This window comes from Tenacibaculum sp. 190524A05c (assembly GCF_964036595.1).
Lineage (GTDB): Bacteria > Bacteroidota > Bacteroidia > Flavobacteriales > Flavobacteriaceae > Polaribacter > Polaribacter platacis.
In genome coordinates, this window is record NZ_OZ038523.1 from 2,025,845 (window position 1) to 2,041,628 (window position 15,784).

Sequence of the window (15,784 nt, forward strand, 5' to 3'; positions counted from 1 at the left end):
AGTTAATCAAAAAGACAGATTATTAACTTTTTAAAGCAAATTCAATTCCATATATTTGCACGCTATTTCTTACAATGAAGAGGTTTATATTAATATTATTTACATTTATAACAACTGTTTCTTTTGCACAAATCCATGAAGCAGGGATTTTCCTTGGTGGATCAAACTTTATAGGAGACATAGGACGTACTCATTATGTACTACCTAACAAATTTGCAGGAGGAATTGTTTATAAATACAACCTTAATCCAAGAATAGCATTAAGAGCTAACTATACAGCTCTTCCTATCAGTGGAGATGATAATGACGCTGATAATTTATTCAGAGAACAAAGAAACTTTAGTTTTAATAATACCTTACACGAATTCGCAGGAGGATTAGAATTTAATTTTTTCGAATATAACGTTCGTTCATTAGGACAAACATTTACACCATATATATTAGCACAAGTTGCTGCTTTCAACTATAAAGTTCCAGAATCTATAGTAGGTGGAAATGTACAATTTACAAACGAATTTTCACTGGCCGTTCCTTTAGGAATAGGAATTAAAGGTAGAATTTCCGATCATTTAGCTTTTGCATTTGAGTCTGCCGTTCGCCTTACTTTTGTTGACGATATTGATTACACTACGGATAAAATTACTTCACTAAATTTTGGTGGTAATGGTAATGATTTTTATACTTTTACCGGGTTTTCATTAGTATATACTTTTGGAAGACCGGCTTGTTATGCAGATAATGAATGATTTATGGATGAAAAACTACGAGGTATAAACTTAAATAACGTTCCTAGACATATCGCCATTATTATGGATGGTAATGGTAGGTGGGCTAAAAAACAAGGCATGCAGCGTGTTTTTGGTCATAGAAATGCCTTAACAGCAGTTAGACAAGCGGTTGAAGCTTCTGCCGATATTGGAACAAAATTTATTACTCTTTACGCCTTTTCTACAGAAAACTGGAATAGACCAAAACTAGAAGTTGATGCATTAATGAGTTTATTAATAAACTCTCTTCGCAAAGAATTACCTGATTTTCATAAAAACGGAATTAAGGTAAATAGCATCGGAGCTACAGAAAAATTACCTAAAAAAGCACAAAGAGTGCTTCAAGAAGTTATTCATGAAACTCGAAACAACAGCACTATAACACTAACATTTGCTTTAAGTTATGGTAGCCGTGAGGAAATTGTTAATGCTATCAAAAACATATCTAAAAAAGTTGTTAATAACGAAATTGATGTAAAAAAAATTGATGAAAAAATTATAAATAATCATTTATATACATTTAATTTGCCCGACGTTGATTTAATGATTCGAACTAGTGGGGAACAAAGAATCAGCAATTTCTTATTGTGGCAAATGGCATATGCAGAACTCTACTTTACGGATGTATTATGGCCAGACTTTAGAAAAGAACACCTTTTCGACGCAATAATAAACTATCAAAACAGAGAACGTAGATTTGGAAAGACAAGTGAACAGATTGGAACAGATGTATAGAAAGTTATTATTAGTATTTTTAGTTTTCGCTGGTACCGCGATTACAACAGCTCAGGACACACCAAAAGATACTATTAATCCTAGTACAAAGGTTACTACTAAAATTGATTACGAAAAAGGTAAAGAATATATTTTAGGTGGCTTTACAGTTACAGGATTACAAAAATTTACAGAATCTACAGTAAAAGTTTATACAGGATTAGTAGAAGGACAACCTATCAAACTACCTGGAGACAAATTAACTAGTGCAATTAAAAAATTATACGAGAGTAAGCAGTTTAGTGCTGTTGACGTATACTTATCAAAAATTGATGGAACTACAGTTTATTTACAATTTGATGTTGTTGAACTTCCAAAGTTAAATACAGTAACAATAACAGGAGTTAGTAAATCTAAAACTAAAGAAATTCAGAAAGAAACTGAATTAAAAAGAGGTGTACAGGTTACCGATAACTTAATTGTAACTACGCGAAACTACATTACAAAAAAATATACCGACAAAGGATTCTTAAAAACTAAGGTATCTTTAAATACCAAAAGAGACACTACAGATACGAATACCGTAAGTATGTTTATTCATATTGATAAAGGAGATCGTATTAAGATTAAGAATATTGACTTTGTAGGAAACAAAGCATTATCTCAAGGAAAGTTAAGAGGATTAATGAAAAACACTAAGAGAAAGTTCTTGGGTCGTTTTTGGAAATCTTCTAAATATATTGAAGATGATTTTAAAACGGATTTAGAAAGTATTTTAGAACGCTATAGCGAGTTAGGGTATAGAGATGCACGAATCTTGAATCACCAACTTACTTGGAACGAAGACAATACAATTAATATCCAAATTGAATTAGAAGAAGGAAGACAATATCGTTTTGCTGATATTGTATTTGTTGGAAATAAAAGATATACTGACGATTTCTTAAATCAATTTTTAAAGATTGAAAAAGGAGATGTATACAACGGAAAAGTTTTAAAAGAAAGAATATCTGGTGATGGTACTCCTGATTCTCAGGATATCCAAACATTATATCATAACAATGGATACTTATTCTCTTCTGTAAATGCAGTAGAAACTAAGGTAAAGAATGACTCTATTACAGTTGAAATTAGAATTAGAGAAGATGAACCTGCAAGAATTAGAAAAGTAACTGTTGTTGGTAATGACAAAACTAATGATCATGTAATTTATAGAGAATTAAGAGTTAAACCAGGTGATTTATTTAGTAGACAAAATATTATCCGTTCGATTCGTGAAATTGGTCAGTTAGGTTTCTTTGATACAAATGTTGTTCCTGATGTAAAACCAGACTATCAAAATAAAACTGCTGATATTGAATTTTCTGTAGTAGAAAAAGGAGGTAGTCAAATTGAACTTCAAGGAGGATTCGGTGGAGGATCGTTTATTGGAACTTTAGGACTTTCATTTAACAACTTCTCTATCAGAAACATTTTCAATAAAGATGCTTATACTCCACTTCCTATGGGAGACGGACAAAGCTTATCTTTACGTTTACAAGCGAGTAGAACAAACAATACCTATAGTTTATCATTTACAGAACCTTGGTTAGGAGGTAAAAAACCACAATCTTTATCATTCTCTGTTTATTTCTCGAATCAATATCGTTTTGATTTCAGAACAAACACTGTTGATAGAGGACAAAGTTTAGGTATTTTCGGAGCATCTATCGGGTTAGGTAAAAGATTACAATGGCCAGATGATTTCTTCCAATTATCACAAAATATAAGTTATCAAAGAATTGCTTTAGATGATTTCCCTTATCGAGTGGGTAACTCTAACTCTATTCTGAACAATGGAGATTTAAACAACCTTGCATATACTGTTACATTAAGTAGAAACTCTGCAGGTCCAAGTTTAATTTTCCCTACTTACGGTTCACAATTTACATTGAGAGCGAAAGCAACTTTCCCTTACTCTTTAGTAAACGGAAAAGACTTAACAGAACCAGCTAATTTAACAGATGATGAGCGTCAAGACTTTTTAGCTGATCGTTACAATTGGCTAGAATACTATAAAATATCTGCAAAAGGTAAATGGTATACTTCATTAGCTAAGAAATTAGTTTTAATGTCTAATTTTGAAATGGGTTATTTAGGAACTTATAATGACGATTTAGGATTAACTCCGGTTGAACGTTATTTTGTTGGTGGAGATGGAATTGCTCAAGGACAATTAGACGGTAGAGAAATTGTAGGTTTAAGAGGTTATGAAAACAACAGAATTTCTTCTGTTGAAGGAGGATCCATCTACAATAAATTCCAATTAGAATTACGTTATTCAATCACAGATAAACCATCTGCTTCCATTTATACACTAGGATTTTTAGAAGCTGGTAATGCTTATGACAATTTTAGTACATTTAATCCGTTTGAATTGAAGCGTTCTGCTGGACTAGGTGTTCGTATATTTATGCCAGCGTTCGGATTATTAGGTATTGATTTTGCCCACGGATTCGATCCTTTACCAGGATTTACAGAAAAATCTGGATGGCAAACGCATTTTATTATTGGAAGACAGTTCTAAAAACTTACATTTGTGATGTGTATTGCTTTTGGCACGGTTTTTTCTAAACACATTATAAAGATGAAAAAAAACATTTTAACATTCGTTCTTTTACTTATTGTAAGTAGCGTTGCTGCGCAAAAATATCAAAGACTTGCTTTTATTGATATGGATTATATTTTACAAAATATACCCCAATATATAGAAGCTCAAAATGCTTTGAATGATAAAGTCGCAAAATGGAGAGCTAATCTTGATAAAGAAGCAAGAGCTATTGAAGTTTTAAAAACTGACTTAGCTAATGAAAAAGCCATATTAACTCCAGAGCTAATCGCAGAGCGTGAAGAAGACATTTCTGTAAAGCAAGATGCACTTAGAAAATTAGAGTCTTTATACTTTGGCACGGATGGTGATATGTATATTATGAGAAAGAAGCTAATTCAGCCGATTCAAGATCAAGTATACAATGCTGTACAGACGATTGCATCTCGTAAAAAGTACGATTTTGTTTTTGATAAATCTAGTGAGTTAATAATGTTGTATTCTAATAAAAAACACGATATTAGCGGCCTAGTTTTGAAGCTTATAAATATTGATCAGAAAAAGAAGTCTAAGCGTGATAAAATAGCTGCTAAGAAAGAATTATTAAGTAATAATGAATTATCTGAAGAAGCGAAGCAAAGACAAGCTAAAAAAGAAGCTTTAAAACAAAAGAAGTTATCTGATAGAGAAAAGAAATTAAAGGAGATTGAAGAAAAAAGACAAGCTCGTTTAAAGGCAAGAGAAGAAAAAAGAAGATTACTTAGAGAAAAGAAAGAAGCTTTGAAAAAAGCAAAAGAGGCGGCGAAAAAGAAAGAAGAAGAAGACAAAAAGAAGCAGGAAGAAGATAAGAAGACTGACGGAGATAATAAAACAGGTAAATAACACGAAAAAAGGAACATAAAATTAAAATTATAACAAACATGAAACATTTAAAGACGTTATTATTAGTTGCGATTTTTACGATTGGATTAGGTGGTGTGGCGAATGCTCAAAAAGTGGCACATATTAATACCGACAAATTATTAGCTGAGATGCCAGAAACAAAAGCATTAAAAGCTGAGCTTGATAAATTAAGAACTACATATAGAAGCGATATCGAAGGAATGTTTAAGAAACTTGACGCTAAAATTAAAAAATACGAAGCTGAAGGTAAAACACAAACACAAGAGGTTAACGTAAAAAGAGCTCAAGAAGTTCAGTTAGATCGTCAAAAGATTGCTCAAGCTGAGCAAACTATGAATCAAGAAATGGCTAAGAGATACCAAGAGAAAACTACACCAATTTTAAAGAAAGCAGAAGATGCAATTAAAGCTGTAGCTGCTGAGAAAGGATTCATTTACGTTCTTGATGCTTCTCCAGGTAAAGGTTTATTAGTTTACGACAAAGGAGAAGATATTCTTGCTGCCGTAAAAGCTAAATTAGGATTCTAATTATAACCTAATAATATTATTATAAAATCCTGCTTCATGTAAGCAGGATTTTTATTTTTGTATTAGTAATGAATTCATCAGAAAAACAACCTATAGGCATTTTTGATTCCGGAATTGGAGGAACTTCCATTTGGAAAGAAATTCATTCATTATTACCTAACGAGCAAACTATTTATCTATCCGATAGTTTTAATGCTCCTTACGGCCAAAAATCTCGTCAAAAAATCCTTGAACTTTCTATAAAAAATACTGAGTTTTTACTAGAACAAAATTGTAAAATTATAGTTGTTGCTTGTAATACTGCTACTACTAATTCAATTAAATATTTGCGTAGCTCATACGATGTACCTTTTATTGGTATAGAACCTGCTATAAAACCTGCTTCCATTCTTACCGAATCAAAGAAAATTGGAATACTTGCTACGAAGGGAACTTTAAATAGCGAATTGTTCGAAAAAACCTCTTCTAAAATTGATCAAGAAGTCCAAATTATTGAACAAATTGGTGAAGGATTAGTTGAGCTAATTGAAAGTAATCAGATAAATTCTCCAGAAATGGATGAATTATTACAACGATATTTACAACCTATGCTTAAAGAACATGTAGACTGTTTAGTTTTAGGTTGCACACATTATCCTTACTTGATACCTAAAATAAAAAAAATAGTTGGAGAAAGCTTAAAAATCATTGATTCTGGCGAAGCTGTTGCAAGACAAACAAAGAATATTCTTCAGCAATTAAATTTACTATCTCAACATCCCAATAGTAAAGAAAATGTTTTTTATATCAATAAAGACAAAACCGTTCTACAGCACATCCTAAAAGGATACACCAATGTAAATATTATTCAAAAACACTTTTAAGTAAATTTCTTTTAGAATAATTGTCCGTTGATATTTGGACAAGCAGCTAATCTCTTCTTTCTACACAACACATTTAATCCTAAAGAGATTTGATGAAATCCTGCATCTGAAAATAATATATCTCCAAATTGTTTAGTGTAGGTATAAGAAACCATAAAACGATTAAAGTTAACTCCAAATATTGGAGATATATGCTGAGAATTACCAAAAGTATTTCCTCCAAAAGAACTTCTAAATGAAGCCGCTAACCATAATCTGGTCTTTTTAAAATTTTTGTAAACTTTTACGTTAAGATCCAAAATCTTCTCTTGAGTTTGTTCTTTAAACTGGAACATAAATGAAGGCTCGTATTGAATCTTAGTTTCATCTCCAAAAAAGTAACCTGCTCCTAAAATGTAATTTCTAAGATTTAAAGCATCAAATTCGTTTCTTAGATTATCTTTAGCAGATAAAAATATATTCTTAATGGTTAAATAACTAGACAATCCTTTGTAGTGATATCCTAAACCGAAATCCGCATTAACATATAATTCACTTTCAATTAATTGTCTTACCGTAGGATCTCCTGAAAATGTACTTTGATCAACTTGATTTTGAACTGCAGACATTGACAAACCGAACGATAATTGGTTAAAGGTATTTCCTCTATCTAACTCTAAATGGTAAGCATAAGTTCCTTGGAATGCTTGTTGAGAATGAAAACCGTTTTTATCATTAAAAACAATTGCTCCGTAAGCTGCTTTTGAATCGGGACCTGTTTTTGCGTGAAAACTTAATGTTTGTAATTCTGGTGCATTATCTACACCTAACCACTGGGTTCTTGCAGTTAATCTAATTTTACCACAATCTCCAATACCAGCAGCCGCTGGATGGATTAAATAAACATTATCAGATAAGTAATCTTGATATATTGGTAAGGTTTCTTGAGCCTGTATCCCCACAGCCGCCAAAACCAAAAAACTAAATTTAATCAATCCCTTCATTGAAACATGTACATTAAGCTGGCAAATATATACTTTTTCCCTCGCAACTCATTAATATTAAATGTTAAAGAAGGTGAAATGTTTGCAGAAAACTTAGGTTTAAATTCAAAAAAAAACAAAAAATTCAATAAATAGAACTTTCCGTCTAAGATTTCGTACAAAAAAATTACTCCTCCCTTATTTAAACGAGCTGAACATCATATACGCCAAATGATTAACGATAACTCTTTAAATATCTTATATAGATGTGTCTCTTTTTAAAAATTATATCTAAAAAAGACAAATTTTAACTAAAGTCAAATCTTATTTAGCTTTTTATTAACATAAGTTAATATTATCTTTAGTTCACATTCCCCCCACGTTCTTCTCGAACTACCGAATAAGAAATGAGCCCTTCTAAAAGCATAGAAGGGCTTCTTTTTTAGATTATAGCAAAAGCTATAAGGCTTATTATAAAACTATACATAATTACCAATGTAATTTCGAACGTGTAATTATCTTTACTTTTATTCATAGTATAACATCTCGTTTGATATGATTCTACACTTAAAATGAACATTTAACTACCTTCACTTATAAGTTATGCCTTTTGCTAAAGTTTTGAGCATTAGTTATTACATCTATAATAACAGTTAACCTAACCTCTTCCCCTACCAACTATATTAAGATTTTCTCAATAGCCAGAATTTGAAGTAATAAATAATCTTGTATATAAAAAAACTCCCCTTTTATAGAGGAGTTTCAATTTCTAAAGCAAAGCTATTAGGTAAAAAATGATGCTATACATTAAAATTAGTGTCATTTCAAACCGGTAATTATCTTTACTCTTTTTCATTATGAGTTATCTTTTTATAAACCTTCTTACTCCTTTACCATTCTCTGTTTCAATAATCATAAAATAGATTCCATTAGCAAGATTTGTAACATCAATTATATCAGACGTAGTTGAAGAAATAATTACTTCTCGACCAAGACTATTATAAACTTTTACCTTTTTAATGCTTTCTTGAGATTCGATGTGTAATAAAGTATTAACAGGATTTGGATACAACTTAAATGGAACTTTAAACTGTTCTTCATTCACTCCTAAAGTTGTAGAAAAACTCGCTGTAACTGTTTTATCAGCATCCATAGTAATTGTAACTTGAGTTGTCGTACCAGTTGCATCTCCACTCCACGAATCGAATTGATAACCTGAATCTGGTATTGCAGTAAGTGTAACTATAGTACCATCGTCATATGTTCCATTAACAGGATTTGGACTTACTGTAACACCTCCGTTAGTTGCATTTATAGTTAATGTTCTTTGAATTGGTGAAAACATTGCTGTTACCGTTTTATCAGCATCCATAGTAATACTTAATGGATTAGTTGTACCAGATGCATCTCCACTCCATCCATCAAACTGGTAACCAGCATCAGGAGTAGCCGTTAATATAACCGATGTTCCATCATCGTATGTTCCACCAACTGGATTTGGATTTGTTGAAACTGAACCATTCGTAGCATTTAAGGTAAGTGTTCTTTGGATTGGTGAAAACATTGCTGTAATCGTTTTATCCGCATCCATAGTTATGCTCAATGGATTGGTTGTACCAGATGCATCTCCACTCCAACCATCAAACTGGTAACCAGCATCAGGAGTTGCAGTTAATGTAACCGATGTTCCATCGTCGTATGTTCCACCAACTGGATTTGGATTTGTTGAAACTGAACCGTTAGTAGCATTTATGGTAAGATTCCTTTGGATAGGAGAAAATATTGCTGTAACTGTTTTATCCCCATCCATAGTTATACTTAAAGGATTTGTTGTACCAGATGAATCTCCACTCCAACCATCAAACTGGTAACCAGAGTCAGGAGTAGCTGTTAATGTAACCGATGTTCCATCATCGTATGTTCCACCAACTGGATTTGGATTTGTTGAAACAGAACCATTTGTAGCATTTATTGTTAATGTTCGTTGTATTGGTGAAAACATTGCTGTAATCGTTTTATCCGCATCCATAGTTATGCTCAATGGATTGGTTGTACCAGATGCATCTCCACTCCAACCATCAAACTGGTAACCAGCATCAGGAGTAGCTGTTATTGTAACTGATGTTCCATCATCATATGTTCCACCAACTGGATTCGGATTTGTTGAAACAGAACCATTCGTAGTATTTAATGTTAACGTAAATTGGTCTACCGTACTAGGATTAAACTCATAAGCTCCCATATCTACGGTTGTATTAAAAATACGTTCGTTACCTTGTAAATCAAGTGTAAATATTCCCGAAGGAATTTTTGAATTGTCTCCAGTGTCTATAACCGGCGAGTTTGATTTCAGTGTAAAATCACCGTTCAAAGCATTAGTGAATAAAGGATTACTAGTACCTATTCCTGTAGTATTTGAAATATTACCAAAACCATCTTGTCCTACCGAATTTCCAACTTTATACTCTTGAAAATCCAATTGATTGGTATCATTTAGCATAGAGATCATTACATTATTAGCCGCATTTCTATTTTCCCAAATGATAGAATTATATACATGTAAAGAATTGAGCTGACCTACACTTGAAATTCTCGACGCATTTATTAATGTTGCATCACTACTTGAATTGGTGTTATTTTTATTATACGCAAAAGTACAATTGGTAATTGTTACTCTTTGAGAAAAATTAAGGTCTTGTCTAAACCAAATAATTCCAGAATTACCTTGACCTGTAGGATTAATTGATTCTAGAGTATTATTTTCAAATAAACAGTTCGTAATTTTTATATCCAAAATATCATTACTTGCTCTGGTATACAACGTAACCCCTCCGTTTCCATAGTTATTTTTGAATATCGTGTTCTCAATATTTAAAAAACCATTTTGATCGATCATTTGAACAACACCAAAACGACTTACTACATTTTTCTCAATGCTACAGTTTTTAACCGTTACATTAGTCGCTTGTATTAATATTGCACTTCCTTCTTGAGATTCATTTGCTGATGATTTATCGGCGTGACCGTTAGCTATTGTAAGTCCATCGAGAATACAATTATCAGCTTGAATTTTTACAATATGAATTGTATTATCAGTACGATTTACGCCTGTATAACCTACACCAGAATCATCACCGTTAACATCTCCATCCAAAATAGTTTTGTATTGTGTAAAATCCCTATCCGATAACTGGCTTTCTGTTCCATTAAATCCGCCATATAGTTTAACATTCGATTGATCAAGTACAAAACTATCTGTTCTAATTGATCCAGGAGAATACATTCCTTCTGCTATCCAAACTACAGTGTTACTCGCATCGTTAGCTAGTGCATCTTGTAGGTCGGTATATGCATTCGTCCAAGAACTTCCATCATTATTTCCTGTTGCATCCTTATCAACAAAAATCACATTTAAATTTGCTGTAGTATGCGAAGATTCATAACAGCCATAATCTATACTTAAAGATTGAATTCTTTCATTGCCTAGAAGGTCTGTAGTAATTCCACTCGGCATTTTAGAAGAATCCCCGTTATTTACAAATGGTGAAGAAGATTGAAGAGTAAAATCTGTACTACTTGTAAAGACTGGATTAGCATTGGAAATGTTCGCTGTACTAGCGTTAATATTAAAAATAAAATCGAGCGTAGGGAAATTATTGAAATTATCTTCACCAACAGATGTTTCAACTACAAAATCATTAGTTCCTGTCTGAGAAGTATCATTCCCAACTGAAGTCATAGTTCCATTTATAGAGTTCCTATTTCCCCAAAAAATAGAATTATACACGTTTACAGAAGAAGATCTTGTATTCGAAGACGACCTAGATGCATTAATTAAAGTTGCTGGAACACTTACATTAGCAGTTCCTCTAGTTTCATTTTTATTATTCACTAATGTACAGTTCGTAATTGTTACATTTTGTGAAAAATTAAGATCCTGTCTAAACCATATAATACCCGTACTACCTCCTCCTGAAGGAGAAGCAGATTCTAAAGTGTTATTTACAAATAAACTATTAGTAATAGTAATATTTAAAGTATCTCCACTTGCTCTTGTATATAGAGTAACACCTCCGTTACCATAATTATCTTTAAATGTTGTATTTTGAATATTCAAAAAACCACTTTGATCAATCATTTGAATAACTCCAAAACGTTGAACAACATTCTTCTCAATACTTGAATTTTTTATAGATACATTTTGAGCATCTATTAAAATGGCACTTCCTTCTTGATTATCGCTTGTTGAAGAATCATTTGCATGACCATTAGCAATCGTAATTCCATCAAGAGTACAATTATTCGCCTGAATCTTTACAATATTTAGAGTATTCTCATCTCTGTTAACTCCAGTATAACCAACACCAGTATCGTCTCCATTAACATCACCATCTAAGATTGTTTTGTATAACAATACATTTCGATCAGACAAAAGAGTTTCTGTACCGTTAAATCCACCATAAAGTTTGACATTAGTTTGGTTTAAAATGAAACTGTCCGTTCTATTTGTCCCGGGAGAATAATTTCCTTCTGCTATCCAAATTTCATCACCGCTGGAATCATTTGCCAGTGCATCTTGTAAATTGGTATAAGCATTTCCCCAAGAAGAACCATCATTACTTCCTGTGGCATCTTTATCTACAAAAATTTGTGCGTTTACCAGAACACATGTAAATAAAAACAATAAGCATAATTTTATTTTCATAATAAATTTCATTTTTACATTATGAAAACAAAGGTGTTATTTTAAACAGCTGATCTTGTTTTTATTTAGTGAACTGTTAGGTTTTTTAAGTGAATTGCAATTAGTTAAATACTCTATTCACCATTTGAATAAATTCGTCTTTACGATCTCTAGCAATTGGAATAGTATTAAGGTTTTTCATCACAATATGAAAACCATCTTTCTTCACCAATTCTTTCATAAATTTTAAGTTTATCAGATACGATCGATGCGGTTTATAGAATAAAGGTTGGTTCACTAATTGCTCGGTAAAATGTTTTAAGGTTCTACAAATTAATTCGGTTTTTCCATTTTCTAAATGGACCTTTGTATAAACACCATCAGCCTCGAAGTAAATAATATCTTCATGAGAAACGAAAATGATTCCCTTTGGAACTTCTAATGCAATTTTATTTAGTGACAATTGATGTAGAGCTTTTTCTAAATTTTCTAATTTATTTTTAATTTGATTATCGCTATTTACCTGTTTTGCTCGCTCAAATGCCTTGACAATTTCTCTCTCATCAATTGGTTTTAATACATAATCAATAGCTGATAATTTAAATGCTTCAACGGCATATTGTTCATAAGCCGTTGTGAAAATTATTTGAAAGTTGATAGGTTCATTTTCGAAAAAATCGAGAATTTCTAACCCTGAATGTTTCGGCATTTCAACATCAAGAAATACAATCAATGGTTTTTCATCTTTAATAAGCTTAACTCCTTCAATAAGGTTTGAAGCTTCTAAAATTGTATGAATTTCCTTACAACTGTCTTCTAAAATAGATCTTAATACTCGTCTAGATCTATTTTCATCATCGATTATTATTACTTTCATAGGGGCAAGTTTATAGTTACTACAGTACCAATTCCTTTTCGCTCTTCATCATAAAGATCTACTATTTTTACTTGGATGTTTTTATTCATAGCTGAATTTAAAAGAGTAACTCTTTTTTGATTAGCCGATGTAGCAAAAGAAACATGGCTTTTATGTCTTTTTTCGTTTATTTTCGCTGCAGACTCTCTTCCTATTCCATTGTCAACAATGGTACACTGTAATGCTTTTGTATCACTATTTTTTACAAACGAAATTTCCAGTTTTTTATCATCCGTTTTGTGTAGCAAACCATGTTTTAGAGCATTTTCTACATAAGGTTGAATTAATAATGACGGAACATAAATATCCTTTTCTATTAATTCTTCATCAACACTAATTTCATAATCAAAATCACCTTCAAATCTTTCCTTTTCGAGTTCCAAATATAAATTTAGAGTACTCAATTCATCTTCTAACGATATTTCGTTCTTCCTACTTTGATCCAAATACAAACGAATAAGTTTGGCAAATCTAACTAGGTAATCTCTTGCAAGCTTTTTCTCATTGATTATTATATAATCCTGAATTGAATTTAATGCATTAAAAATGAAATGCGGATTCATTTGAGATCGTAAATTCTCTAATTGAGAAAAGGTCAAATCACGATTGATCTCTGCTTTCTCCAATTGTATTTTTTGTGTTTCTTTTAATCTTCTTGTTCTTTTCCTAAAGTAAAAGATCACAATCATTATAGATACCACGGATGAAAACAACCAAAACAATTCAGTTTTATAAAAAGGTAAAGTTACTTTAATATTAATGCTATCGCCTTCAGAAACTTCTCCATTTACCTCGTCAATAATTCTAAATCTTAATTCGAAATCACCTTCAGGTAAACTATTAAACTTCACATAATCCGAACCTCTTGTTAGTGTTATCCAATCTTTATCAACTCCTTTTAAAATGTATTGATAGATTATAGATTGATTGGAATGAAAACCTTTGATATTAAAATTAAATCGAACATTACTTGATTCTTGGGGTAATTTATAATTGGCAAGAATCAAAGTGTCTTTCTCTTGAATTTGAACCGATTTGATATACGGTTTCTGAAGTTTGCGCTCTTTGAAAATTTTCGTTTTGTCAAAACTGAATAATCCCAAATTTGAAGATAACAGTACATCATTTCCTAAAACTTCTATATGCTTAATGGCATAAGAGTTTATTCCGTCTTGCTTTGTTAAAATTTTAAATGAATCAGTATTGGAATTGTACAGTTGAACTCCTTTTTCTGTAGCAATCCATAAATCATTTCCGTCAGTATTAATTGTATTCACAAAATTTGAAGCAAGGCCATTTTCTTCATTCAATTTCTTTATTACAATACCATTTTTAATTCCATAAATACCTTTATCATAAGTAGAAACCCATACAATTTCATTTGTAGATTCAGTCATTTTAAAAGTATAAATAGGATTTTGATTAATCTTAATTTCCTTTTTAGCCTTTAAATCATTCGAATATAAATTCAAACCATCAACATCACTAACATAAAGTTGATTATTAGATTTTGAAAACAAAGATGTATAAGCTCTTTTAAAAGTAATTCTTGCTATTTGACTTTTCCCTTTCACAATATAAACACCGCTAGATGAGCTAACAACATATGTAGAATCGTTAATTACATCAGTATTTTTAATTCCAGATGTATTAATTATATTGATGCTATCCTTTCGGTTAAAAGCATCGAAGGTGAAAAAACTCTTATCTGATGCATATAATGTTTTTCCTGCCTTTTTATTGAATGATATACTCCTTATAAATGAATTATTAGAAACCAGGTTTGTTTTAAAAATATTAGATGTTTTATAATACTCTAAAAGTTTACCTGATCTGGTTCCGATGTAACATGATGAATCATTTATCTTTTCTAAAACAGAGATATTATTCACATTGGAAATCTTTTTTAATTGCTCATTAGGTATTATATAAATACTATTATTTAATGTTGATATCCATAAATTATTATTAACATCTATCAATGCTTTTGTTACAAATATTCCTTTGAGGTAATGATCCTTAATTTTTAATGAATTATTCTTTTTAGTGCATATATACATGCCATTGGAAGTTGAGAAATAATAGTTATTATCTCTTTCGAATAATCCTTCGATTCTATGGGTATTTAAAGCTCTTGGAATTTCAACTGGTAGCAACTCATTATCGTACTCATAAAAACTATTATTTCTATGTTCAGCATTGCTTTTTATAAGACAAAAACCTTCTTTAAGTTTATAAAAATTTGAAAAAGTAATATTATGAATCGTTCGATCACTAATTAATTTAGCTTCCTCATTTTCAAAATCATATGATTTCAACTTAAATCCCTTAGAAGTGTAATATAGAATATCATTAAATACAAACCCCATAGAAGTACCAGTAACTGTTAAAGGTAAATCTCTTTTTTCCTTTGTCTTTATATCTATTGCACAAACTTTTTGGGCTCCTTCTCCTAAATAAATTCTAAATACAAGCTGATCATTCAAAAAAACAAAATCCGTATACGCGCCTTTGATAATGTTTTGATAGTTTCCAAATAACTCTAATTTATTTTCTTCAACATAAAAAAACTGTCCTGCTAAATTATTACACCAAACACGGCCATAAGGGTCTAAGGTTAAATTAAAGAATGATCGTCCTTGCTTTTTCGGATGCGTTAATTGAGTAAAGTTTTTTCCATCAAATTTGAACAATCCTTTATTTGCTGCTATCCAAATATCTCCTTTTTTATCTTGCAGTAAATCATAAATCTCATTATCAGGAAAGCCATCCTTATCAGTAATATGGATAGAAATTGGATCTTGGGCATGAATACCCAAGAAAAGTAAAAGAAAGTAAATATGGAATAAAGACTTTTTCAA

General features: G+C 31.2%; 10 protein-coding genes. 6 read left to right on the forward strand and 4 right to left on the reverse strand.

Features of this window, described 5'->3' with window-relative positions; translation table 11 throughout:
- The first annotated feature begins 74 nt into the window (after positions 1-74).
- The 6 genes from ABNT61_RS08855 (at position 75) to murI (ending at position 6,361) form a co-directional block, all read left to right on the forward strand.
- Positions 75-746, forward strand: a complete 672-nt coding sequence (locus ABNT61_RS08855; protein WP_348745643.1) for a DUF6089 family protein — start codon at positions 75-77, stop codon at positions 744-746.
- A 3-nt stretch (positions 747-749) separates the two neighbouring features.
- Positions 750-1,502 carry an isoprenyl transferase gene (locus ABNT61_RS08860; RefSeq protein ID WP_348712652.1) on the forward strand — a complete coding sequence of 251 codons (753 nt, stop codon included), beginning with the start codon at positions 750-752 and terminating at the stop codon, positions 1,500-1,502.
- Positions 1,495-4,047, forward strand: a complete 2,553-nt coding sequence (gene bamA, locus ABNT61_RS08865; protein ID WP_348745644.1) for an outer membrane protein assembly factor BamA — start codon at positions 1,495-1,497, stop codon at positions 4,045-4,047. Before ABNT61_RS08860 ends, bamA begins: the two co-directional genes overlap by 8 nt.
- Positions 4,048-4,107: 60 nt before the next feature.
- Positions 4,108-4,950: an OmpH family outer membrane protein gene (locus tag ABNT61_RS08870; RefSeq protein WP_348745645.1), complete on the forward strand. Its 843-nt coding sequence runs from the start codon at positions 4,108-4,110 to the stop codon at positions 4,948-4,950.
- Between the two features lie 38 nt (positions 4,951-4,988).
- Complete coding sequence (locus ABNT61_RS08875; protein WP_348712655.1) at positions 4,989-5,498, forward strand: OmpH family outer membrane protein; 510 nt, start codon at positions 4,989-4,991, stop codon at positions 5,496-5,498.
- Positions 5,499-5,566: 68 nt separating this feature from the next.
- Positions 5,567-6,361 (forward strand): glutamate racemase, encoded by a 795-nt coding sequence (gene murI / locus ABNT61_RS08880; protein WP_348745646.1) that lies wholly within the window; start codon positions 5,567-5,569, stop codon positions 6,359-6,361.
- An 11-nt stretch (positions 6,362-6,372) separates the two neighbouring features.
- On the opposite strand, the gene ABNT61_RS08885 is transcribed toward murI, so the two are convergent.
- The 4 genes from ABNT61_RS08885 to ABNT61_RS08900 all read right to left on the reverse strand — a co-directional run bounded on the left by ABNT61_RS08885 (position 6,373) and on the right by ABNT61_RS08900 (position 15,784).
- Entirely contained in the window at positions 6,373-7,344 is a 972-nt protein-coding gene (locus ABNT61_RS08885) for a type IX secretion system membrane protein PorP/SprF (protein WP_348723798.1), read from the reverse strand.
- An 841-nt stretch (positions 7,345-8,185) separates the two neighbouring features.
- Positions 8,186-12,028: an InlB B-repeat-containing protein gene (locus ABNT61_RS08890; RefSeq protein ID WP_348745647.1), complete on the reverse strand. Its 3,843-nt coding sequence runs from the start codon at positions 12,026-12,028 to the stop codon at positions 8,186-8,188.
- 100 nt (positions 12,029-12,128) lie between these two features.
- A complete protein-coding gene (locus ABNT61_RS08895) occupies positions 12,129-12,884 on the reverse strand; it encodes a LytTR family DNA-binding domain-containing protein (protein WP_348745648.1) in 756 nt (251 codons plus the stop codon).
- Positions 12,881-15,784 (reverse strand): histidine kinase, encoded by a 2,904-nt coding sequence (locus ABNT61_RS08900; protein ID WP_348745649.1) that lies wholly within the window; start codon positions 15,782-15,784, stop codon positions 12,881-12,883. Before ABNT61_RS08900 ends, ABNT61_RS08895 begins: the two co-directional genes overlap by 4 nt.